21 protein-coding genes and 1 tRNA gene are annotated in these 22,690 nt (G+C 38.8%); 13 read left to right on the top strand and 9 right to left on the bottom strand.

Annotated features, from left to right (window positions below):
• Positions 1-189: 189 nt before the first annotated feature.
• A complete protein-coding gene (locus tag AC07E5_RS01580) occupies positions 190-954 on the top strand; it encodes a glutathione S-transferase family protein (protein WP_096902290.1) in 765 nt (254 codons plus the stop codon).
• Positions 955-1,033: 79 nt separating this feature from the next.
• Here AC07E5_RS01580 and AC07E5_RS01575 read toward each other — a convergent pair whose 3' ends face one another.
• Positions 1,034-2,092 (bottom strand): hypothetical protein, encoded by a 1,059-nt coding sequence (locus AC07E5_RS01575; protein WP_498624513.1) that lies wholly within the window; start codon positions 2,090-2,092, stop codon positions 1,034-1,036.
• Between the two features lie 488 nt (positions 2,093-2,580).
• On the opposite strand from AC07E5_RS01575, the gene AC07E5_RS01570 reads away from it, so the two are divergent.
• Complete coding sequence (locus AC07E5_RS01570) at positions 2,581-3,051, top strand: Lrp/AsnC family transcriptional regulator (RefSeq protein ID WP_004971430.1); 471 nt, start codon at positions 2,581-2,583, stop codon at positions 3,049-3,051.
• An 85-nt stretch (positions 3,052-3,136) separates the two neighbouring features.
• On the opposite strand, the gene AC07E5_RS01565 is transcribed toward AC07E5_RS01570, so the two are convergent.
• Both AC07E5_RS01565 and AC07E5_RS01560 read right to left on the bottom strand, forming a co-directional pair.
• Positions 3,137-3,886 carry a YebC/PmpR family DNA-binding transcriptional regulator gene (locus AC07E5_RS01565; protein ID WP_070155957.1) on the bottom strand — a complete coding sequence of 250 codons (750 nt, stop codon included), beginning with the start codon at positions 3,884-3,886 and terminating at the stop codon, positions 3,137-3,139.
• A 99-nt stretch (positions 3,887-3,985) separates the two neighbouring features.
• Entirely contained in the window at positions 3,986-4,564 is a 579-nt protein-coding gene (locus tag AC07E5_RS01560; protein ID WP_104851825.1) for a 1-acyl-sn-glycerol-3-phosphate acyltransferase, read from the bottom strand.
• Positions 4,565-4,870: 306 nt separating this feature from the next.
• Here AC07E5_RS01560 and AC07E5_RS01555 point away from each other — a divergent pair, with 306 nt between their 5' ends.
• A complete protein-coding gene (locus tag AC07E5_RS01555) occupies positions 4,871-5,014 on the top strand; it encodes a hypothetical protein (protein ID WP_154320842.1) in 144 nt (47 codons plus the stop codon).
• A gap of 138 nt (positions 5,015-5,152) precedes the next feature.
• A tRNA-Ile gene (locus AC07E5_RS01550) sits at positions 5,153-5,229 on the top strand.
• A gap of 348 nt (positions 5,230-5,577) precedes the next feature.
• Here the strand turns inward: AC07E5_RS01550 and AC07E5_RS01545 are convergent.
• The 4 genes from AC07E5_RS01545 to AC07E5_RS01530 are packed head-to-tail and all read right to left on the bottom strand — an operon-like array spanning position 5,578 to position 12,244.
• The gene (locus tag AC07E5_RS01545; RefSeq protein WP_498624512.1) at positions 5,578-8,460 is read right to left on the bottom strand and encodes a type I restriction endonuclease subunit R; all 2,883 of its coding nucleotides are present in this window, start codon (positions 8,458-8,460) and stop codon (positions 5,578-5,580) included.
• A gap of 26 nt (positions 8,461-8,486) precedes the next feature.
• Positions 8,487-9,410 (bottom strand): GIY-YIG nuclease family protein, encoded by a 924-nt coding sequence (locus AC07E5_RS01540; RefSeq protein ID WP_498624511.1) that lies wholly within the window; start codon positions 9,408-9,410, stop codon positions 8,487-8,489.
• Between the two features lie 9 nt (positions 9,411-9,419).
• Positions 9,420-10,670, bottom strand: a complete 1,251-nt coding sequence (locus AC07E5_RS01535; RefSeq protein ID WP_498624510.1) for a restriction endonuclease subunit S — start codon at positions 10,668-10,670, stop codon at positions 9,420-9,422.
• Positions 10,670-12,244, bottom strand: a complete 1,575-nt coding sequence (locus tag AC07E5_RS01530) for a type I restriction-modification system subunit M (RefSeq protein WP_498624509.1) — start codon at positions 12,242-12,244, stop codon at positions 10,670-10,672. The genes AC07E5_RS01535 and AC07E5_RS01530 overlap by 1 nt, the downstream gene beginning before the upstream one ends.
• 193 nt (positions 12,245-12,437) lie before the next feature.
• On the opposite strand from AC07E5_RS01530, the gene AC07E5_RS01525 reads away from it, so the two are divergent.
• The 4 genes from AC07E5_RS01525 to AC07E5_RS01510 all read left to right on the top strand — a co-directional run bounded on the left by AC07E5_RS01525 (position 12,438) and on the right by AC07E5_RS01510 (position 13,893).
• Positions 12,438-12,596 carry a hypothetical protein gene (locus tag AC07E5_RS01525; protein ID WP_005236238.1) on the top strand — a complete coding sequence of 53 codons (159 nt, stop codon included), beginning with the start codon at positions 12,438-12,440 and terminating at the stop codon, positions 12,594-12,596.
• Between the two features lie 78 nt (positions 12,597-12,674).
• On the top strand, positions 12,675-13,232 hold the full coding sequence (locus AC07E5_RS01520) for a hypothetical protein (protein WP_498624508.1): 558 nt from the start codon (positions 12,675-12,677) through the stop codon (positions 13,230-13,232).
• Positions 13,213-13,554 carry a hypothetical protein gene (locus tag AC07E5_RS01515; RefSeq protein ID WP_366181722.1) on the top strand — a complete coding sequence of 114 codons (342 nt, stop codon included), beginning with the start codon at positions 13,213-13,215 and terminating at the stop codon, positions 13,552-13,554. Before AC07E5_RS01520 ends, AC07E5_RS01515 begins: the two co-directional genes overlap by 20 nt.
• Before the next feature lie 60 nt (positions 13,555-13,614).
• Positions 13,615-13,893: a hypothetical protein gene (locus tag AC07E5_RS01510; protein WP_171431985.1), complete on the top strand. Its 279-nt coding sequence runs from the start codon at positions 13,615-13,617 to the stop codon at positions 13,891-13,893.
• A 132-nt stretch (positions 13,894-14,025) separates the two neighbouring features.
• Here AC07E5_RS01510 and AC07E5_RS01505 read toward each other — a convergent pair whose 3' ends face one another.
• Positions 14,026-14,724, bottom strand: coding sequence for a hypothetical protein (locus AC07E5_RS01505; protein WP_498624507.1), 699 nt, complete (start codon positions 14,722-14,724; stop codon positions 14,026-14,028).
• Positions 14,725-14,884: 160 nt separating this feature from the next.
• Between AC07E5_RS01505 and AC07E5_RS01500 the strand changes: the two genes are divergently transcribed.
• The 4 genes from AC07E5_RS01500 (at position 14,885) to AC07E5_RS01485 (ending at position 20,018) form a co-directional block, all read left to right on the top strand.
• Positions 14,885-15,118: a hypothetical protein gene (locus AC07E5_RS01500; RefSeq protein WP_498624506.1), complete on the top strand. Its 234-nt coding sequence runs from the start codon at positions 14,885-14,887 to the stop codon at positions 15,116-15,118.
• A 342-nt stretch (positions 15,119-15,460) separates the two neighbouring features.
• Entirely contained in the window at positions 15,461-16,624 is a 1,164-nt protein-coding gene (locus tag AC07E5_RS01495; protein ID WP_498624505.1) for a tyrosine-type recombinase/integrase, read from the top strand.
• Between the two features lie 63 nt (positions 16,625-16,687).
• Entirely contained in the window at positions 16,688-18,823 is a 2,136-nt protein-coding gene (locus AC07E5_RS01490) for a DEAD/DEAH box helicase (RefSeq protein WP_498624504.1), read from the top strand.
• A gap of 817 nt (positions 18,824-19,640) precedes the next feature.
• Complete coding sequence (locus AC07E5_RS01485) at positions 19,641-20,018, top strand: hypothetical protein (RefSeq protein WP_179995541.1); 378 nt, start codon at positions 19,641-19,643, stop codon at positions 20,016-20,018.
• 8 nt (positions 20,019-20,026) lie between these two features.
• Here AC07E5_RS01485 and AC07E5_RS01480 read toward each other — a convergent pair whose 3' ends face one another.
• Entirely contained in the window at positions 20,027-21,064 is a 1,038-nt protein-coding gene (locus AC07E5_RS01480) for a L,D-transpeptidase family protein (RefSeq protein WP_498624503.1), read from the bottom strand.
• 281 nt (positions 21,065-21,345) lie between these two features.
• Here AC07E5_RS01480 and AC07E5_RS01475 point away from each other — a divergent pair.
• On the top strand, positions 21,346-22,690 hold a 1,345-nt coding region (locus tag AC07E5_RS01475), incomplete at its 3' end, for a cadherin repeat domain-containing protein (RefSeq protein WP_498624502.1).

Below are 22,690 nucleotides of genomic sequence, written 5' to 3'. Positions count from 1 at the left end.
TGTTTCTCCAATCTAGCGTGCTTGATGCTGTATGTTGAATTTCTTTTCGGAATTGATTTTGAATTGCTGACTGTTTCGCCTGAATTTTGAATAAAAAGTACATTGTAATTATAAGAGGCTATGACTAAAGTATGACAAGCACAGTATTGATACTGCTTTGGATATCAAAATTTTAAATATGGAGATTTTATGCGCATCTTATACCAGTTTCCTTTGTCTCATTTTTGTGAGAAAGCTCGCTGGTTATTGGATCATAAAGAGTTAGATTATGATGCGCAAAACTTAATTCCAGGCGTGCATCGCGCTTTTGCCCAATTAAAAACAGGGCAAAATAAATTACCTATTTTACGTGATCAAGATCGCTGGATAGCAGATTCGACTCAAATTGCTTTATATCTAGATGATATTTACCCCGAACATGCCTTGTTACGCAGTGATGCCGAACAATATAAACATGCGTTGGCCATAAATACTTTGGCTGATGAATTGGGGCAGCATGTGCGTCGATGGGGGTTGGCGCATGCATTATCTGAAAGTGAAGAACCTTTGGAAATTTTAATTGGCGAAAAAGGCTATTTGCGTCAATTTTCTAAATATTCCAAGCCAATTATTAAAGCCTTGGTGTCTAAGGGCTATCAGCTCGATCAAGATAAAGTTGCAGAATCCAAACAGCGGATGGATGAATTAATTGTCATTTTAAATCAGCATTTGATTGATAATTACGGGCGTTATTTTGTGGGTGAGCGTTTAGGTTTAGCCGATATTTCAGTGTGTTCGATGCTTGCACCTATTTTGGAAATTTCTGGAACGCCGTGGGAAAAAGAACATGATGAAGTGATTTCTGAAGAATTTAAAGATTATAAAAAATATTTGCTGGATTTACCTTTAGGGCAATATGTTTCTCGTATTTATCAAACTGAGCGTAATGCACGTGTAGATTGGCGCGGTATTTAAATGTTATCGCCTCAGATAAAATACGCGCAATCTGCGCGTATTTTTTGGATACTGATGTATAAAAACCTAAAACCAAGGATTAGAACAAAGAATTTAAGTTATTCAAATCAAAAGTCTGTACCAAATTTGGCAGGGTAGCTAAATCAAATTGAGTGTCTGATGTGCCACCAGTTAAATTGCCAAATGCATCGCCTAATGCAGGGACTAAGCTATCAATATTGATCTCTGAACTGGTTGTAGATGACGCACCTTGCAGTAAGTCGCTGATGTTAAAATCTGAACCAAAAATTAAGTTGTCAAAGTCATCACTTAAGTCATCTAAGCTGAAACCGCCAGTTGTATCTCCAGTCAGATTATTTAATAAACCACCTAGATCAAAGTCACTTGCAAGCTGACCTTCAGGATTAAGCAACGCAAGAATTGGTTCTAGGGCAGCGATATCTAGCCCACCTAAATCACCACCGATGTTACCGCCAATTAAGCCGCTTGCCAATTGTGCAATTTCTGCAATATCAAGATCGCCATTACCTTGGATTAAGCCACCTACAAGTTTTGCAATGACCGCGATATCCATGCCGCCTAAACCTCCACCGATGTTGCCGCCAATCAAACCACTAACCAGTTGAGCAATTTGTGCAATATCAAGATCAGCATTGCCTTGCATTAACCCGCCTACCAATTCAGCAATCGCTGCGATATCCATGCCGTCTAAATTGCCAGTATTGCCGCCAATTAAACCACCAACCAGTTGTGTGATTGCAGCCATATCGAGGTCACTATTGCCCGAAATCAAACCGCTGATCAATTGAGTAATTTGAGCAATGTCAAGATTACCTGTATTGCCACAGATTAATCCATTCACTAATTGGGTGAGTTTCGTAATATCTAAATCACCTGCATTGCTGCCAATCATGCCGCTGAGTAAATTGGTGATGGAAGCAATATCGAAGCTACCGCCATTGGATTGTGTCAGTTTGCTAATTAAACTGGTGATATCTAAGTTGGTATTCGAGCTTGAAAATTGGCTGATTAGATTGGTTAGGCTAGAACTATCTAAGCTGCTGCCAGAGAGTAAACTTTTTAATAAAGAATCTAGGGTAGGTGTGGTCGAGGTCGAACTAGTCAGGCTGCCAAGCAAACCAGAAAAGGTATTGCTTAAAGAGCCACCACTTAAGAGTCCATCGAATAAAGAGCTGGTCTGAGTTTCTACGGTAAATACAGAGCTAATTTTATTTTCAGCAAGCTTAGAGATTTAAAAGCCATGACGATTCCTTGTATTTTTATTGGTTTTGTTGTGCTGCATTGTGCTTATTGTCGAGCGCATCTGTTTTAATACATTTCTATACACTTGTAAAAGATAGACGGTCGGGATTGTGAAAATGTATGAGTAGATTCGTTGTTTTGTTGAGTTTTTTAAATTTAAAAATTTGGAAATCAATAAATTAGAAAGCTGTTCCGTTTGTCTGTTAAGTTGTTCAAAACGATAAGCGGTGATCTGTTGAATCATAAACATTTTGCTTTAATAATGGAAAATAATTTTCGATAAAGATGCTTAGTCTGCAAAATAATTTAAGTATAATGGCAGCATGAGTTTAAATTTTATCAGATTAGATTGAGTGCTTGAAAATGGAATTAGATCGCTACGATAAGCATATTTTAGAAATTTTAAGCAATGAAGATGTCAATTTGAATGAACTTTCCGAGCGGGTTAATCTGTCGGTAAGTTCGGTGCATCGCCGTATTAAAAGTCTGATCGATCATAAAATTATTTCAGGTTTAAAGCGTGAAATTAATTATCAAAAACTGGGCTTTAGTTTGCATGTGTTATTGCAGGTGTCTTTGAGCAAACACGATACCGATATTTTTGCCAAATTTTTGGATGAATTGGAAAGCATTCCTGAAGTGATACGTGCATTTTTGGTGACAGGACAGACTGCAGATTTTATTGTAGAGGTTGTGGCACGAGATATGGAAAATTACAGCGAAATTTTATTAAAACGGATTGGTAAAATTGAGCATGTGGCAGGTTTGCATTCTAGCTTTGTGATTAAAGAATATGATGTTTTAAACTGTCATGGTTTATTAAATAAAGTTTAATTTATTAGAATCTTAGAATTATTTTGACTGGATCTATAAAAAAACGCACGAGAACGTGCGTTTTTAGGAATTGCAGTTAGACCGATTATGCGTCTAATTGTGCTAAAACTTCATCAGAGAATTCAACGTTGGTATATACGTTTTGAACATCATCTAAATCTTCAAGCATATCAATCATTTTCATAATTTTTTTCGCTTGATCGATGTCTGTAATTTCTGCTTTGGTCGATGGACTCATAACCACTTCAGCATTGTCAGATTTCAAACCTGCTGCTGTTAGCGCATCTTGAACTATACCAAAAGCTTCTGGCGTAGTAATAACCAAAATGCCATCTTCAGACACTTCAATATCTTCTGCGCCAGCTTCTAAAGCCACTTCCATCACTTGATCTTCTAAAGATGAATCTTCAAATGAAATTTCACCACGTTTGGTGAATAGGAATGCTACAGAACCATTGGTGCCTAAGTTACCGTCAGTTTTAGAGAAACAGTGACGTACATCTGGCACGGTGCGGTTTAAGTTGTCTGTCATGGTTTCTACAATAACCGCAACACCACCTACACCATAACCTTCATAGGTTACTTCTTTAAGATCGTCGTTATCTTCACCGCCTGCACCACGCTGGATGGCACGGTTAATGACGTCACGTGTCATGTTAACTGAAAGTGCTTTTTCCACAACAGCACGTAAACGAGGGTTACTTGCCGCATCTGGACCGCCGAGCTTTGCAGCAGTTGTTAATTCACGAATAAATTTGGTAAACAACTTACCACGACTAGCATCTTGTTTGGCTTTACGATGCTTAATGTTGGCCCACTTGGAATGACCCGCCATGCGAACTATGCTCCTTACAGATTGGCAGTATGCCTATCAAAATTGCGCCCATTCTAACATAAGCCCTTTTTTTAGATAAAGGGCAGAGTTTTAGGTTTTTTAAGTGTTGCTTTGAGTTGTTTTTGGCTCAGGAATGACAATATCTAAGCCCACTTGTTCTTTATATAATTGTTGGATAAGTGCCATATCGTGATCTAAATCTGTCGGATAGATTTTGCCAAAAATCCCACCTTGTTTGGTTTGTGAGTTGGCATACATTAAAACGATAGGCACATTGGCTGCTTTGGCAATATGCCAAAAACCTGTACGAATTGGCTTGCGGGCTTCACCTGTTTTTGCGCGAGTTGCTTCTGGTGCGATGACCAAATTGAAATGTTCATTTTGATCAAAAAGTTCGACCATTTGCGACACAATATCTTTGTTAGATTTACGGTCTACTGGAATACCGCCGACTTTTTCTAAAATAGGTTTAAGTGGCCCTTTAAAAAGCTCTTTTTTGATTAAAGTATGGATTTTAATATCATAAATTTGGAACAGAGCAAGCGAGAGGATTGCATCCATCATTGAGGTGTGTTCAAAACCGACGATCACTTGTTTGTTTTCGAGGACGTTGGGTTCTACCTGATATTGCCATCCTGCAAGTTTGAATGCGGATTCGCCTATAAATTTTTTCAACATAGATGTAACAGCTGATGAATCTGGAAATGCATAATTTCTGCTTGTTTTATATAAGAGTCAACAGAAAATTGTTTGAAATATAGCAATCTCAAGTGATGCAGTTGATATAGCGTTATATCTTTTATTGGTTTTAACTCTAAATACTTTGTTTTTAATATTAAAAATATATGAATTGAGAGAAATTAAGTCTTAAATTGAGCAAAAATGCACTATTCAAATGATTTGTAAATCATTAGACTTTGGTCGTAATTAGCTATGATTCTATTCATCATTTCACTATTCCACGCATCATGGAAGGATACTAAAGTGGCTTATTTGACGACTTTTCTTGTGGCATTGACTGTGTTGTTATTGGTCTTGGTATGGTCAATGTTTGAGTTGTTTTTAGAAGTGCGTAAAGAGAAGCGTTTAAAGTTGCATCGGGCAATGTTTCGGAAAGTGAAGGTGTAGTTTTTATATTTCAATAATAATCAAATTCGTCTGCTGACTATCTATACAGCAATTTCTGAAAATGGCTTGTGTTTTTAAAAAATCTTCGCTAGTATTCTTTGCGCTTGAACTTGTTGAAATATAACAAATTCAATTATAGGGCCTATAGCTCAGTCGGTTAGAGCAGCGGACTCATAATCCGTTGGTCCCCAGTTCGAGTCTGGGTGGGCCCACCAAATTCAAAACCCCGTAACTCTTTGAGTTATGGGGTTTTTTACGTCTATATAGCTGAAAAAAGATACAACCATTTCGGACCGTAATGTGGTCCATCTTCCAGAAAGTCCGATGGGGTCCTGTCAGGGTTCCACAAAATACCACCCAGACCATTTCTTCATGCTCATTTGCGATGCGGTCAGAATCGTGGATGATTCATCAGATGTCAGTACATCGCTCGAGCTGAGCGCAGAGAAAATGGTAAATGAAGTGGGGAATATTTGAGGTTTTGCTGTTTACCTGTTTCCCCCTAGTGGATTAGGGGGATTTCGGTTTTATCTTGGGGGAATCTACTAATATTTGTTTGGATCTCACAGGCCCTTGTAGAACTTATCGATGAAGGTACGAGTCTTGAGCACCAGTGTGTTCATGAGGGTTTTACGTTCTGATATCTTCGGACGATTGATTGGTAGGTCTTTGACATCTTCACGGTTTGGCAAACGTTTGGTGTATTCGTACTGTCCTAGGACCGCTTTGAATACTTCTGGTTTGAGTGCTTCTTGCTGACATAGCTCATCCAATGCCTTTTCTTTTTCCACATCCCAGAATGCTGAGAATACTTCTTCTACGCTTTGACCATTGGCCATGCGTGGAATGTTTTCATCGAGGAATTTTTGGATGAGTTCTTGTTTGTCGTACAGGTTGTGATTGGTGGAGATGATGTCTTGCACCTGTGCACGATATTGCTTCTTCTTCTCAGGATCTTTGTTGTTGACGACTGATTGCAGCAAGTTGAGGATGTAGCCCACATTCACAGTATCTCTGTGGATGAGCTCCAGTTGGAAGTTGACATCGTTGAGTACCGATACTTTGTCTTTAGGCTGCATGATACGTACATTGTTGTACAGATACTTGTATTGCGATGTATGACTCTGGAACTCTGCTTTGTTGAGCGCTGTATCATCTTGATCGTACTCTACGAAGTTTTCCAGTTGTGCATTGATACGCATGACCTCACGGAAGGCTTTGACGTATTCTAGCTGTTGTTCTTCAGTATGTAGGGTATTCGGGACTTGATCAGGATCAGGGGCAATACTGAGCAAATGTGCTACCGCTGCATTGTATTTTGCTTTGATGCTCTCAAAACTTGGAATGAGGACAATCTTTTCTGCGTCTGCACGATTTGAGAAGAGCGTGAGAGCTTGGTCTGTAGCTTGCTTGAGATTACGGAAGCACACAATATTCCCAAATGGCTTATCTGCATTGAGGATACGGTTGGTACGTGAAAAGGCTTGGATCAAGCCATGATATTTGAGGTTCTTGTCTACATATAGGGTGTTGAGTGGCTTTGAGTCGAAGCCTGTGAGGAACATATTCACGACCAACAAGATGTCGATTTCTTTTTTGCGTACACGATTGGCAATATCACGGTAGTAGGGGTAGAACTCTTCACCTGAGTTGAAGTTTTGTCCAAACTTAGCATTGTACTCCGCAATATACTGATCCAGCTTATCTCTATTTGATTGACTGATCTTGCTAGGAAGTTCAGCAGATTCCTCCTCGATGAGTCCAGTTTGATCGTCTACGGTACGTTCTTCATTGGCTGCAAAGGAGAAAATAGTGGCAATAGTGAGTGGATTATATATTTCTCCATTATCTATGGCGTGTTGCTGCTTCTCTTGCTGTACTTTTTGGAATAGATCGTAGTACTGGGTGAGCACTTCCACAGAACTGACGCAGAACATGGCGGTGAAGGTTCTGTTCTTGGTTTTGATGTGGTGATTGTCAACGATGTAGCGTGTGATCATTTCTAGGCGAGCAGGGTTGTCGAACAACTCTTTGGTGTCGATACCCTCTACGTCTTCTTCATAGCTGTCACTATTCTCTATGCCATTGCTGGTGTATTTACCCAAGTAGGCAATTTGAAACGGTAGGACATTACCATCACGGATGGCATCTGTGATCACATACTTATGCAAGCATTCATCGAAGAGGGCATTGGTGGTTACTGCTTTGGAGTCTATCTTGAGTTGGCTATTTTTCTCAAAGATTGGTGTACCAGTGAAGCCAAACATTTGTGCTTGGTTGAAGAAACGCTTGATATTTCGATGCGTATCACCGAATTGACTGCGATGACATTCGTCAAAAATGATTACGACTTTCTTGTCTTTGAGATAGCCAATTTGATCTGCATAGCGGTCAGAGCTGATTGCAATATTGAGCTTTTGTAGGGTAGTGACAATGAGTTTGTCATGGGTTTGACCTAATTGAGCAACCAATGTGCTTGTATTCTTTGTTGTGTCTACACTATTTTCTTTGAAGGCATTGAACTCACGCACGGTTTGGGTGTCGAGGTCACTACGATCCACTACAAAGAGCACTTTTTCAACTTCAGGCAAGCGCATGATGAGCTGACTTGCTTTGAACGAGGTGAGTGTCTTACCTGAGCCCGTAGTGTGCCAAATATAGCCATTCTTCTGTGAATGCTGTACACGCTGAATGATTTGCTGTACGGCGTATATTTGATAGGGACGCAGAACTTTTATTTCTTTGGGGGTCTGAATTACCATGTACTCAGTGAGCATCTTGGTGATGTGCTCATGGTTGAGGAAATTTGCTGCAAAGGCATCTATCTTGTGGATGTGCTTGTTGTCGAAGTCAGCCCAAGGAAAGGTGAACTCGAAATTTTTTGTGCCCGTGGAGTAGTAGTGCGTATGGTCACGATTACTAATGACAAAAATCTGAATGTAGTTGAACAGACCTGATCCGCTGCCGTACGCATCCTTGGCATAGCGCTGCGTTTGATTGAAGGCTTCAGGAAGTTCTACGCCTGCACGTTTGAGCTCAATTTGTACCAATGGTAGGCCATTGATGAGCAATGTGACGTCAAAGCGACTGGTATGTCCGTTGCTTGCCCTATGATCGATGGCGATCTGATTGGTGACTTGGTAGATGTTTTTCTGAGGGTCAGCAAACAAAAAATCAATGTGGCGTGTAGAACCATCATCAAAGGTCACTGGAAAGCGATTACGCAGCACTTTGGCACAATTGAAGCTATTGCCAGCTTTCAGATGATTGAGGACTTGAGCCCATTCATTTTCAGAAAGTACAGAAAGTCCATTGGCTTGTTCAATCTGGGTTTTGAGATTGATCAGGAGCTGCTTTTCATCTTTTACATCAACTTGACGATAGCCTAAGGTCTTTAAGTGCTGAATCAATTCATTTTCAAGTTGTTCTTCGCTCTGTACTGACATTTACCGCTTTACCCCCACAATTTCATTTATTCTTGGATTACACGCTCAACTTGGTTTTGTTGCCACTGAGCATAGGGCAAATGTGTATTTATTTCTCTCCATGCTTTTCGCCCATTTGTTTCTTGACCGTTGATTACCGCTGCAGCAGCAGAAGGACTAGAAAAAATATAGTTTTGGGTAAATCTAAAGCTATCAACAGAAATAATCCCTTGCTCGATAAGCGTTGGTCTTAGTTTACTAATATATGAATGTGTAGATTGAGAAGGAATTTCTTTGACTTGAGAATCTTTCAATACTACAAATTCCCCATCAATCACTTTCGCCTTTGCATTGATATCTCTAGTCGATAGATAAAATTCTGCTTCTGTATTGGAAGTATCCACTGAAGCAGGAACAATACTGTTTACTTTCGGCTGTTCACTTGGATATTTTATTTCCTTAAGGAATGTATACCCAAGGGCAGGTAGAACCACTTGTATTTGTTCGAGAAAGTATTCCATATCCGCTGTATCTGATTCAGGTAGGCGGTTGTAGAGGTGTGCTGTGCCATTTTGGAGTAGGCATTGTCCGCTACGCTTCGCAATATCAATCAAGCGACTTTCAAGGTACTTAATATGGGTCTTGGTGATGTTTTGGTCTTTACCCGTGACCAGACATACTTTTTCCCAGAAATCCTTTCCACCTGCTTCTTCAGTACGGTTATGCTGTTTCAAACGGTTAGCGACATCATCCGATTCACCAATATAGACGCTTGGTAATGAGTCTTCGGGATCTTGACCCACAAGGAAATAGATACCAGTTCTGGCACATTCTTCTCGTTGGATGAGATCAGTGAGTTTAGTGCGTGGTGCTGAAAGAACATGACCAGTCCAGTTGATAATTTCAGCCGTCAAGATGCCATTTATCGAACCATCAACCAAAAACAGCTTGATACTTTTTCCGTGGCTCATTTCTACTCCTTATACAAACATCTGTTGCAACAAGCCTTTCTTCCATTGTTTGACCTGTTCAATTTGTTGTGCAGTTACTTCAATTTTTTGGTCAATGGCTGACAAGAATTTAGCGATTTTGGTTTGTTCTGCTAGGCAAGGCAATGGAATGATAGCCGTATTAAAATCTTTAAGATTAAGATTTTGCCGACCGTCTCCTGTTGAATAGTTTACACACCAATTAATAAATTTCTTAGAATTGAAATACCACACTAGATAATAAGGACTAACTTTTTCATTAATGACTCTAGTATTAATAGTTGCGAACCCAATTGCTCCATTTAGCTCTTTAGGTATTATGCTTGAAACCCCTACATCACCTGTATGAACCGTCACAATATCATTTACTTTCAATTTTCTATTTTCATAACTATTTGCAAAATTTGGATCTAAAAAAATTAATTTATCTATTGCTATTTTATTTGGCTTAATATCAGAATTACGAATTAATGGAACACCATCTTCTCGATAGTTTGTGGTCATGGTAGTAACTAAACCAATTGATACATATGCAATTTTTAATATATTTTCCTCCACCCACTCCTCAAACTTACTGCCGTCATCCGCTTTGAAACGTATCTGCTGACTAAAAAGCTTTTGCATCATGCCTTGTTTGTATTGGCTGAGGAGTTGGTGTTTTTGTGTCAATTGACTGATTTTTTCATCTACTGCGGAAAGAAAAGAGGCGATTTTAGTTTGTTCTTTTTTGGAAGTTATATACGTTTCAAAATCTTGCAAATCTTTAACAGTAATATTTGATTGATTTGCATTTCCTCTTTGAATAAGTTCAATATGTGTTAAGTACTTTTTATCTAACAACTGAGCGTAAATAAAATAAGAATCTACTGTTTCATCGATTGGACGCAGTACTAATAAGTTTTGATTTAATAGACCCTCATTATTATTTTTTACATAAATTGGACGACCAACTGCAGAATCTACTAAATGTGGTTTAGAACCTACAGTTGTAATTATGATGTCATCTTTTTTAATAATCCAATTCTCATAAGCTGATGCATTATTAGCCTCAATATAAATTGAATCATTATCTGTCTTAATTGACTCTCTTCCTAAGTCAGACACACGAATGATTCTGATTCCTGAATCTTTATAAGATTCAGATTTAAAAGCATATCCTTTAAAATAAGTGGTCATCTTACCCAACGAACTCAAAGACCAGTTTGTATCAAACTCTTTGAATCGTAACTTTGGCACAGCCATTACTTAACCTCCGCAAAAGGTGAATCAATGCCAAGCTCTTTGCAAAATTTAGCAATCACTTCATCAGTTTTCTGGCTTTGCTGCTCAAGGTCTTTGAGTTGCTGAGCAATGGCATTCAGATCAATTTCATCCTCAGCCTCAAAGGTATCTACATATCGAGGAATATTGAGGTTGTAATCATTGTCTTTGACTTCTTGCAGCGTAGCAACCTTGGCATATTTCTCAATATCTTGACGCTGTTCAAAAGCTGCAATGATCTTATCGAGATGCTCAGGCAGTAGCTTGTTTTGGTTCTTCTGCTTTTCAAAGTCATTACTAGCATCAATGAACAGAATATCACCTGTATGGGTACGATTTTTCTTGAGTACCAAGATACAGGTTGGAATAGATGTGCCGTAGAAGATGTTGGCAGGTAAACCAATGATGGTATCTACCACATTCATTTTCTCAATGAGGTACTGACGAATCACACCTTCACTTGACCCACGGAACAATACACCATGTGGAAGAACAACGGCCATTGTGCCTTGCTCATCCAATTGATGAAGCATGTGTTGCACAAATGCCATATCTGCTTTCGAACTTGGTGCAAGTTTACCAAAACGGCTGAAACGTTCATCTTGTAGGAAGCTTGGGTCCGCTGACCATTTTGCTGAGAAGGGAGGATTGGCCACAACAGCTTCAAAACGCTGATCAATGTGCTGAGGACGTGTGAGCGTATCTTCTTGCTTGATGTCGAATTTCGCAAAGTGAACGTCATGCAAAATCATGTTCATACGTGCCAAGTTATAGGTCGTGCGGTTCATCTCCTGACCAAAGATCATATCTACGTCTTTGACTTCACGTTTAACACGTAATAGCAAAGAACCTGAACCACAGGTCGGATCATATACAGAACGTAAGCGCTCTTTGCCTTGTGTGACAATTTTAGCAAGGAGGGTAGATACAGTTTGAGGGGTATAGAATTCACCTGCTTTTTTACCTGCACCAGAAGCAAATTCACCAATCAGGTATTCATAAGCATCACCCAAAACATCAGATTCTGAGTTACTCAAGTCAAAATCAATATTGTCCAGATGAGTGAGTACTTTGCTGACCAATTCATTACGGTCATTAGCATTATTGCCTAGCTTGGTTGAGTTGAGGTCAAGATCTTCAAACAGATTGGCAAAGTCATCTTCAGATTCAGCACCCAAAGTACTACGTTCAATTCCTCGCAGAGTATCTGACAGATCATCCAGAATGAATGTGCCTTGACGACCAAGTTCAGCAATGGAGTGGAACAATTGTTTTGGTGCTAGGGCATAGCCAACTTCTTCGACTGAGTTTTCTTTGATGCCTTCGATCAGTTCTGCATGATCAGGATTACTTTCATCCAATTCATTGTACTTTTCCGCCATGCCTTCATCTTTCAGAAGCTCATTGGCAAAGGTAATTGCTTTTTCAGACAGATATTTGAAGAAAATGAAACCGAGGATATAGTCACGAAACTCATCAGCACCCATTTTTCCACGTAAGTCATTGGCAATATTCCAAAGCTGTCTTTGTAGTTGTTGCAATTGAACCTGGGTCATCTTGAACCTTATTAAAATATGAAGCAAATTGTGGTTAGTTTACCGATAAATACTATTTTTATCATGTAATAAAAATAGTATTGCGACAGATTTTGGCGTATAGGTCTAGCCTATTCAGCTTTTTATTCATAGCTGTAAGAAACCGTATTTCTTGAAGATATTATTTATGTGGTCTGAAGCCAAAGGAGTGACCATGAAAAAATATTATCCAGAACTTGAGTCAGTGTCAGATGTATTGGAATGTATTCCGCATCATCAAACCCAATCCATAGCGAATGCTATTCGTGTCTGCAATGATATGGACAGTGATAATGTGACCAAAGTCTGTGCTGTATTGAAAGTCATCTTATAAGTAAACCATTTCAATTTCATCTATCCCAATATGCCATTCGGTGTATTGGGATTTTTTACGTCTACAGGAATCAAAACCATGCAACCACGTATTCATGACAAAATAGGCTATAACCTGATTCATACTTTTACCTGCAATAAACTTTCTGATCGTGCTGAAGGTCAACTGCACTATCAATTATGGCAACACAGTGAAGATCAATCTTTTGGTATTGCATTAAGCAAGAATGAGTCTACAGGAGGCTTTAGTGCAGAGCTGATCAAAGTCGATGACATTATTCAACTGCTTGGTAAGTTATACCAAGAAGGCAAGCCTTTCCATGCTACCGCATTGAAATCACTGTTCATTGGTAAGTCAGTCAATAACTCAAGTTTTTTAGGGGCTGTACTGGTCGATCAGAACGTGATTCATACCCATCCACAAACAGCACGTTTGCTGGAAGTCAATGAAGACTATGAACTCTGGTCAATTGGTCTGGAAAGTCATCTGAAAACGGGGCAAGAAGATATCGATTCATCTCACGCTGATAAAACTACTGGACTGAAATCCACAAAAAAGCGTCAGCATAAAGCTGCTGAAAAAGTTGAATCTACTTCGATGGATGAGGGTAGTGAAGATGAAATTGATCAAGAGTAAAGCAGATATCCAGAAAGTGCATGAACAGCCCATAGCTCATGCCATTCTTGAAACGATGCACATCCTTGAGCATCAGTATGAAGAACCTTATCAAGCCACCCTACATGGGTGGTTTGTTGTTTGTGAAGATGAGCAAGACCTAATTCAGCCTTTTGAAAATCTTAGCTTCAGTCTTTCTGAAAAGCTGAACATGGGAGAGATTGAGTTTGTTGAAAAGAAGAAGGATTGGTTTGAGGTCTACATCATGCTTAACGACAATGAAGGCATTTTGGTCTATGTTCCGAAAGCTATTTTTGAACAACATCAACTACAAGTGATGTAGACCTGTAACACCACTCCTGACGTAGCAACCTCACTATTAACTTTAATCTGAGCGAGTTTTATGACCAAGCGAAACTTATTTGCTTTAGGCCAAGTCGTGTCTACACCGAATGCACTTCGCTTCGCTGAAGCTGAAAACATTGACTTACTGGCATTACTTGCACGACATCATCAGGGAGATTGGGGTGACGTGTGTGAAGAAGATCGAGAATCCAATGAAGAAGCTTTACTGATGCACTTACGCATCCTATCCAGCTACAACTTTTCCAAGGATAAAATCTGGATCATAACCGAAGCTGATCGATCCGTAACCACGATCTTACTGCCCAGTGACTATTGACCGTAGCACGTACCGCAGAATGAACCGTAAAGCTTTTCGGCTTTACGGTATTTTTTTCTTTTTCTTTTGTTGGTAAGGCTTGATAGGTGTACAGGATAAGCAGGTTAAGGGTCTACTAGTCCTTGGGTCTGCCTATTTCGAGATTTCACTAGAAATGATTTTTTTAGTTCTATTTTTGCGAGTGTAATATCCAATCTTTGTGTTTGGTGACTTCAGAATTTTATACTTGAACTGGGACATTTGGGTTTTATTCTGTTCAAAAAAATCTCTTAAATAACGGTTAAATGTATTCCTACTGATATAGGGATGGAGCCTATACGTTCCATATTTACTCTGCAAAGCATTATGCTGGATTTGAAATTCTTTCCAGTGATTGAACTTAAATTCGTAGATAAAGCGATGATATAACTCGCCAGAACTTTTGAAACCATCTTTATTTAAAATTTTAGTCATGAAATCCTGAAATTCTTTATCATTCACTCTTTTTTGCTTGAAATTCTGGTCAAGCGGAATGATCAAGCCATGTTTGTCATAATGTCTATTGATGAGTCTAGGTACTAATTTTAAGTCTTGAAAATGTTCATTAGGTTGCTCTGAAATTTGCGCATAGGGGTGGTATGTCTTGAATTGATTTAAATAGTAATACGCCTGTCTTTGCTTAATGCGTTTTCCGCAATATGGGTTTAAGCACTGATTAATCGAAAGAATATCGTCGCCATGAGCCTGACACGGGATTGCAAGTTCGATTAAATGTTTTGCTTTTAATCGATTGCTGAGTACTAGGTCAATATTCTGATTCAAAATGTTCAATACATGTTTTGGAATTGCCATAAGTCTAAATATAGCTATAAATAATTCGTAATTATATACTTTATGTTATTGATAATAAATTAATAATTGTAATAAAAAAATAATCTGCAACCCAGATTTTGGAAAAGAGCACTTTATTGATAATCTGTATTTGTTCCAATCAACCACAGAGGAAATTTAAATGGAAAAGTTAAATGTACAAGTAGCAAACCGTGATGATCTTGAACTGACTGATGATCAGATTAACGAACTTTTAGATGAGTGCGGTTATGAGTTGTCAGAATCAACAGATCCTTTCGACAACGAACCTGTTGTTGTTTTGATAGATGATTTGAACGATTTTTTAAGTATGTTTGATGATGAATACGAGGAAGAGGAACTCCAAATGAACTCATCACTCACAGTTTCAAAGTAATAGATAGCTGAACCCTATAAACAATCTATCTTGAACAGATATTGTGCACTGATCTGTTCAACTGTGGAATGCAGGGAAAGGACATTCAAGAAAACCTTGATGGGTATTACATAAAGTTTGCAGTCAGCATGCAACTGCTAACTTCAATGTAAATCGGTAAATTCGTTCGTTAAGTGATCTATACCGTCACTACCCTGATAAAAAACCTTTAATTTTTCGATAAATAGCGTTAACCCGCTAGGGATTTTTGCGCCCTTAAAAAAGCAAAAGAACAATCATTTCATTCGTATATGGTTGATTAACTTGAATATATTATTTTTTTTGATATGAGGAGTATGTTATATGTCACTTAAAAATATCGATTGGTCCCAATTTGAAAAGGGCAAAGAATATGATGTCAGCAAATTAACTTCTGGCTTCAAAGGCTTGAAATTTATCAGTAACGCTGAAGGTATTCGGTTCATTATTCGCTTGACTTACGAAGGTAAGAAAATATCCCAAAGCTTGGGTTCATGTTCTCATAGTAATATTATTATGAAACTTAAAGCTTTAAAGCCACAGGTAGAGAAATACCATCGCTTAATCAGTCAGAACTGTCATCCATTTGCGCAGCAACTGAAGCCACAGGTAGTTACCTTTGGTCAGTTTGCACAAACTGTTTATTTGGTTGAGGCCAAGAGTCGTAAGAAATCTTATGGTGATGATGAATCACGCCTAAGAATGCATATTGCGCCTGTACTGGGGAACTATACCTTTAAGGAAATTACATCGGGACAATTAAGCCAGTTAATTGCGGATTTACGCCATCAGAAGAAGCTGAGTAATGCAACCATTAATCGTGTAAGAGCATTATTATCGTCAATCTTCAATATGGCAATCGATCATGAGCTAATTGAAACTAATCCAGTACTACGAGTGAAAAAATATAAGGAGAATAACCAAAAAGAACGCTATCTCAATGATGATGAGCTGAAAAAGTTGATGAATGTTCTCAGCCAGCCAACACAGTTTGGCATCAGTAATCTGGTCATTGTTGCTGTAATTAAATTCTTACTGCTGACTGGTGTGCGTAAGCGAGAAGCACTGGATATGCTATGGGCTGACGTTGATCTTAAAACAGGCGTATGGCTGCTATCTGAAAATAAGTCAGGTAAGGCCAGACGCATACATTTGAATCAAGATGCTCTGTCTATTATTCATCAGATGTCTAAACAGCATCGTTATATATTCGCCAATCCACAAACAGGCTTGGCATTCAATGATATCCGTAAAACCTTTGACAAAGTAATGGCTATTGCAGGGATCGACAATATGCGTATTCATGACCTACGTCATAACTTTGCAAGCTTAGCCGTGAACAGTGGTCAAAGCTTATATGTGGTACAGCATTTACTTGGACATGCGTCACCACAAACGACTCAGCGATATGCCCATTTGCAATCTGACACTTTACTGGCTGCATCAGAACATGTAGCAAGCAAAATCCGTGAAGCGAAAGTCGCTTAACTCACCTTAATTCAAATCACTTTTTATCTGGGGTGCCATCAAAGGCACCTCATAGGAGAACTCGTGTCTAAATTACCTAAAAAACAGGTTATCGAATTGAATGCAGACGAAACCATTCAAGATAGAATTCAACTGCATCATGGCAATACATTGATCCGAGCCAATACAGGGGCGGGCAAAACTACTTTTGTGCTTAAATCTTTAATGCGTGATCACAAGGTGGTGTTATGTTGTCCAACCATTGCTCAGGTCAAGCAATGTGAAGAAGACTATGGAAAGCAGGAAAATATCCATTTTATACATGGAGAAAAGTCAATTCCCAAAGAAAGGCTAAAGAACTTATGCAAATCCAGTGTAGTCATTACATATGACCAGTATGACAAAATAAAAAATTATTTGGATCAAAAAACTGTTGTTGTGATTGATGAGTGCCAGAAGCTTTATTCTGCAGGAAATTATCGTGACAAAGCGATTTATCCCTTATTGTCATCCATCAAAAATGGCAAATATGACAAAACTGTTTTGTTGACAGCTACTTTAACTGAGCCGTTATTCGAACAACTTGGCATTAATAGCAGCCACTATTTTGATATTCACAAACCGGTAGACCTAAACCGCAGTATTCATATTCGAAGATACAAGGAAGCGCATAAGTTAAATGGTTTGCGCCATATTTGTACTCGTCTTTCGGAAGCAAAGAAAGAAGGTAAGAACAAAATTGTATTGGTTCGACTGAATGATATTGCACAATCTAAGCTTATTCAGAAATACCTAGAGAAGCAAGGTTACTCGGTAATGCTTATCAATCGGGATGAAATGTCGCGTAAAAAATGTACTGAGATGTTGAGTGTTTCTAAACTAGATTCAAAATATCAAGTAGTTCTCTGCACTTCTATTATGGATGAAGCGATTAACTTGAATAATGTCGATGATGAAGTCGATAGCGTGCATATCATGGGTCAATACGCTCATCCTGAAGAAATTACCCAATTTATTGGGCGAATGCGTAAAGCAAACCCACCTATATTTATTCATCTTTCACAAGACATCGAGGTGAAAAAGATTGACTGCAACAAGGAACACCAAATACATGTGTCTACGATGGACGAACAATTTAAAAAGATGGAATATTATCTGGAATATGAAGTCCTGAAGCTAATAAACAAAGATAAGTTCGAGGGTTTTGAGGACTTGATTAACGACAAAATGGACAGGGTTAAGGCCTTCAATGCACTGACTGATGAAGTATTACAGTGTAAGGGGTTTATGCTGGATAATAAAAAAATATGTCTAAATACACCAAGTTTGGCAGGGAGACGATACCAACTCGACTTGCATAAATGTTACTTCAATAGTAGTTACCTAAAGTTTCGCCTATTAGGGTTGATGCCTCATGCTCAAGTGAAAGTAAATTTATCGCAGGATGTACTTGATAATGAATTGCTTGCTAACCTAGAGCTATGTGCGGAAGAAATGAAGCAAATGAAGCAAAAGGTCATTCCTGAAGTGATTGCTGATGTCATCGATAGAGTTCAGACGAATTCGGACACTCTCATTAGCTATTTACAAGAAAATGTAAAAGATGGAATTAACCTCTATGATAAAAGTGAGGAACCAGTTCATTATGAAATTTTTGAACAGATGGGGAAACTGAGTGATCGTCTGGGTAATATTGTAGATATAGCTGACGCCATCCAGAAGAATCGGATTAATAGTGTAATGACTATCGGTTTTCAATATAAAATGCATCCCCTTGTAAAATCTGTCATGAAGGGACTTGAGCAATGGTTACCCAAAAATAATCGGGAGGAAAATTGGTATGGGTATGCTGAGATTACGGAGTTAATGAACCGTTGGCTTAAGTTGCTTGCAAAAAACAGGTCTGTTGTTGCTCTCCTTGAAGAGCACCCCTTGGAAGATGTATGTGTAAATGAGCAGAAACAGTTAGTTTTCACGGATGGCAGTTCGATTCGGTTTTTGAAAAGATATACCAATGTCGAAGTGAGAAATGATAAAAAACCTTATGACAAGAAGAAAGTGAGATTCAATAGTCTAGGTGCATATGGCTATGTGTTCAGTGATCTGGAAGGATCCTTTAGAACTAAGTACGTATCTGTAAACGGGGTTGAATATGATGCAAAAAGTGGACGAAAAAAGCGAGAAATAAAAAATTTAACTGAGATCTACGATGAAGTCTGATTGAGGGTAAATTTGATCGTAGGAGAAGGTGGGCATTGCTCACCTTTTTTAATATCAGAATAAAACTCATAGTACTGAATGCGGTGAAGTCCATGTGATATTTGGATTTTATGATCGAGAGAAATTCTATACTTAGATAGTTACATCGAGAGAAGAAAATCCAAATAAAGGGGGAGCAAATATCCCATATTGCAAAACTGGCTAAGCCCTTATGAATAAGGACAAATGCCAATTTGAAGGGGGAGGTTCGGTATTAAATAAAAAAATAAAAATAGGCTACCCCCCCATTCATAGGTCTACTGCAAAAAAAACTATATCCTGTACAGGGTGATTAAAGTTCAATTGGGATAGATTAAGGTCTGAGATGCAATTGGAAAAAGAGTTATGGTCTTGTAGGGTCAATCAAATAATCATTATATTTCTGGGATCTATCTACTAGGGTCTAGCAGTTTTTTGCGGTCTTTTTGGGGTCTATTGCAAACCCATGCCAGAAAAATCAGCTTATTTACCTTATATTTACATCAAGTATAGAAATAGCTTAGAAAAGCTATTTTGAAGTCTGAAAACCTGTAACTTCTTACAAATCAAGAAGTTGTTTTTATTGGGTGGAGTCTCCTTGTTTTTATTGGATTTTGCATCAGGATTATTGGTTAACTTATTGTATTTATTGTCTATTTTATGAATTACTGTTCTGACTCATAATCCGTTGGTCGACAGTTCAAGTCTGTCTGGGCCCACCATATAAAACAACCACTTACGTGTACTAATCGTAAGTGGTTTTTTATTAAAATAAAAAAGGTAGCGAATAGGTAGCAGTATGAATGATGTTTATGGAATCCAAATGTCATTGGAAATGGAGGCAAGTAAAGTAAGAATTTTAGAAAGAGAAAAACAGCAGATCAATGAGTCGATTCTTTATTTAGATTTAAACACAAATTTTTCAAAAATTCCGTTTTACACGGCTATGCAAATAATATTGAGAAAAACTGAAGGAGAGTCGAGCAAAATAGATCAACTCTCCGAAGATGAGATAGTGAAATATTATCGGTCTATTTTACAGGTTCTTAAAAGTGCGATGATGCCACCAGATAAACTTATTGTGATTGAAGCAGAAAAGCTTTCTTATCCTATTACCGATAGTTTCTTAGACTTTCTGAATAAGGAGGGGTATTACCGGCAGCAAAGTGGAGGCTAGGATAGCCTTTACTCTAAGAATTTCACTGTCATTCCCTTGCGCACAATTTTAGACAAATTATTTGCATCCCAATTGGTCAAGCGAATACACCCATGAGATGAAGTTTTGGAAATTAAAGCAGGGTTTGGCGTACCATGAATTCCAAACGAAGGACGAGACAAACCAATCCAAATACTTCCAACTGGATTATTTGGCCCAGGTGGTAAGCTCAAATGCTTGAGATTCTTCCCTTGGATGAAATTATTCGGGTTATAACTGTAGTGTGGATTTGACACAATACTGCTAATAGTGTGCATGCCAGAGGGGGATGGGTTATCTTCACTACCGATCGTAGCAGGAAACGATGCGATCATCTTATTTTGTTGATCAAGCAAATATAGTTGCTTTGAACCTTTGTGCGCGATGATGGTTTTTGTATTGCTTGGTAATATATTTTGCACATTTGCGACAATAATCTTTTCACCGACTTTATTAAAACTTGCGCCTGAATTTATTATTTGTAAAAACAATTCATCCATGTGAAATTTTTCACCGAGCATTTCAGTCACTCGAGTGTAATACAAGCCCTTCATCTTTGACTGTTCAGCATAATCCGCAGGTATAGATTGAACATAGGGGCCTTTCAGGTCTTGTGCTGTAATGGTGTACTCAATAAACGTCGGTTGAGTCGTAACTTCATTTAAAAGCCGCCAAGTATTTGCATCTAACACTCCGTCACCACTTAAACCCTTCATAATCTGAAAAGCTGAAATGGCTTTCACAGTATTTAGCCCCCATGTACCATCAATTGCTCCTGAGGATGAGTAATGGCGACTCAACAGCACTTGTAACTTTGCGTAAACAGGAAGATAGCCTTTTTCAAGATTGTCCGACCACTCCGCTTTATTTAGATTATCTAAAGACCATGTGTCGGCTTGGTTTAATAGTGCTAAATTGTTTAGATTGTTAGTGGTGGGAGGAAGTGATTTTTGTGGTTCAGCTGCAAGAGTATAAGTCGAAAAAATACACATACTACTCAGGCAAATAACTAAAAAACGACTCAACATAACTATGAATCCCAATGTGATTGGATTGATCGACATAACGGAACTTATATTTTAAATAAAGTTAATAATGCAATTCAAATACGCATATCAAATGCGCCTTAGTAACTAATTAAGTAAAAAAAATGCCAACTTAAGCAGATAAACGTATATGGATTGTAACATTAATATAGTATATTAATTAACTAATCTAGGATGGTTTTTTGTCTGCGCTAAATAAATTTGGTCATGTAAAGCATAAATAATTGATATGGCTAAACTTTCAAATTGAGGTAAAGTTATAAATGAATACATCGGTAAAAATAATCTCTGTTGATGGTGATGTTTGGCGTTTTTCAAAGACAAATAAAAAAATAATTCTAAAAAAGGGGGCAAAGCTTCAGGTGAAAGATGTATTGCATCTTTCAGAAGAAAGTAGTGTCGTGTTGCAGCTTTCAAATGGCCGAGTTGTTGAAATTCATGGTAAAGATTTAATCAATAATGACGGCAATTTTAGCCTCAATTCTTTGCTAGGTGAACCAAACTCGGATCTAGATAAAATTGTAAATTTTGCAAAATCATTTCAGCAAATGAATGATACAGAACAACAAAATGATGTTGTTCGTTTGGATGATGGTCGAGTATTTAAAAAAGAAGGTAAAGATTATGTTGAAATTGCGGGAGAGTCTTTTGATGGAGATCCTGATGTAACGCAAGGTGGTCATCGTTTTGTTCAACTTACTCGTGCGGGCGAAACATCTGTCGCCGATGGCATCAAACCTTTAATGTTGAACCGAGTGGTAGATAATATTCCGCCTTTAGGAATTGAGTACCCAATATTACCTTCAGTTATCAAACCATTTGAGCATGGTTTGGGTGGTGGTAGTTGGACACCTGTCGCAAGCGATGACACGAACAGCACCGACAAGGCGCCAGTGTTTGTAGATCCAAACAATCCAGGCACGCCAGTTGCGTCTTATACATTTAACTATGACGAGAACAGCAGCGATGCCGATGTGATCGGCACGGTTAAGGCGACCGATGTTGACAGCAGCACGGTGACGTACAGCATCAGCAACGGCAACGGCTGGTTCGAGATCAATGCCAACACGGGTGAGATCAGCCTGACTGCAGCGGGCGTAGCTGCTGCGGCGAATGACTACGAGGCACTTGCGAACATCCACAACCTGGTGGTGACGGCAACTGATGGCACCAACAGCAGCAACATCAACGTGACGCTGAACGAGCAGGATATCAATGACAACGCGCCAGTGTTTGTAGATCCAAACNCGGTGACGTACAGCATCAGCAACGGCAACGGCTGGTTCGAGATCAATGCCAACACGGGTGAGATCAGCCTGACTGCAGCGGGCGTAGCTGCTGCGGCGAATGACTACGAGGCACTTGCGAACATCCACAACCTGGTGGTGACGGCAACTGATGGCACGAACAGCAGCAACATCAACGTGACGCTGAACGAGCAGGATATCAATGACAACGCGCCAGTGTTTGTAGATCCAGCGAATCCAGGCACGGCAGTTGTGTCTTATACATTTAACTATGACGAGAACAGCAGCGATGCCGATGTGATCGGCACGGTTAAGGCGACCGATGTTGACAGCAGCACGGTGACGTACAGCATCAGCAACG

It is taken from the genome of Acinetobacter seohaensis (genome assembly GCF_056431365.1).
Note: the sequence above shows the minus strand (reverse complement) of the source record. Positions and strands in the feature narration are given on the sequence as shown.

What these genes read in the sequence shown, in the direction of transcription:
- AC07E5_RS01580 (WP_096902290.1), top strand. Translation starts at nt 190, where the DNA reads ATGCGCATCTTATACCAGTTTCCTTTGTCTCATTTTTGTGAGAAAGCT.
- AC07E5_RS01570 (WP_004971430.1), top strand. Translation starts at nt 2,581, where the DNA reads ATGGAATTAGATCGCTACGATAAGCATATTTTAGAAATTTTAAGCAAT.
- AC07E5_RS01565 (WP_070155957.1), bottom strand. Translation starts at nt 3,886, where the DNA reads ATGGCGGGTCATTCCAAGTGGGCCAACATTAAGCATCGTAAAGCCAAA.
- AC07E5_RS01560 (WP_104851825.1), bottom strand. Translation starts at nt 4,564, where the DNA reads ATGTTGAAAAAATTTATAGGCGAATCCGCATTCAAACTTGCAGGATGG.
- AC07E5_RS01545 (WP_498624512.1), bottom strand. Translation starts at nt 8,460, where the DNA reads ATGTCAGTACAGAGCGAAGAACAACTTGAAAATGAATTGATTCAGCAC.
- AC07E5_RS01540 (WP_498624511.1), bottom strand. Translation starts at nt 9,410, where the DNA reads ATGAGCCACGGAAAAAGTATCAAGCTGTTTTTGGTTGATGGTTCGATA.
- AC07E5_RS01535 (WP_498624510.1), bottom strand. Translation starts at nt 10,670, where the DNA reads ATGGCTGTGCCAAAGTTACGATTCAAAGAGTTTGATACAAACTGGTCT.
- AC07E5_RS01530 (WP_498624509.1), bottom strand. Translation starts at nt 12,244, where the DNA reads ATGACCCAGGTTCAATTGCAACAACTACAAAGACAGCTTTGGAATATT.
- AC07E5_RS01525 (WP_005236238.1), top strand. Translation starts at nt 12,438, where the DNA reads ATGAAAAAATATTATCCAGAACTTGAGTCAGTGTCAGATGTATTGGAA.
- AC07E5_RS01520 (WP_498624508.1), top strand. Translation starts at nt 12,675, where the DNA reads ATGCAACCACGTATTCATGACAAAATAGGCTATAACCTGATTCATACT.
- AC07E5_RS01515 (WP_366181722.1), top strand. Translation starts at nt 13,213, where the DNA reads ATGAAATTGATCAAGAGTAAAGCAGATATCCAGAAAGTGCATGAACAG.
- AC07E5_RS01510 (WP_171431985.1), top strand. Translation starts at nt 13,615, where the DNA reads ATGACCAAGCGAAACTTATTTGCTTTAGGCCAAGTCGTGTCTACACCG.
- AC07E5_RS01505 (WP_498624507.1), bottom strand. Translation starts at nt 14,724, where the DNA reads ATGGCAATTCCAAAACATGTATTGAACATTTTGAATCAGAATATTGAC.
- AC07E5_RS01500 (WP_498624506.1), top strand. Translation starts at nt 14,885, where the DNA reads ATGGAAAAGTTAAATGTACAAGTAGCAAACCGTGATGATCTTGAACTG.
- AC07E5_RS01495 (WP_498624505.1), top strand. Translation starts at nt 15,461, where the DNA reads ATGTCACTTAAAAATATCGATTGGTCCCAATTTGAAAAGGGCAAAGAA.
- AC07E5_RS01485 (WP_179995541.1), top strand. Translation starts at nt 19,641, where the DNA reads ATGAATGATGTTTATGGAATCCAAATGTCATTGGAAATGGAGGCAAGT.
- AC07E5_RS01480 (WP_498624503.1), bottom strand. Translation starts at nt 21,064, where the DNA reads ATGTTGAGTCGTTTTTTAGTTATTTGCCTGAGTAGTATGTGTATTTTT.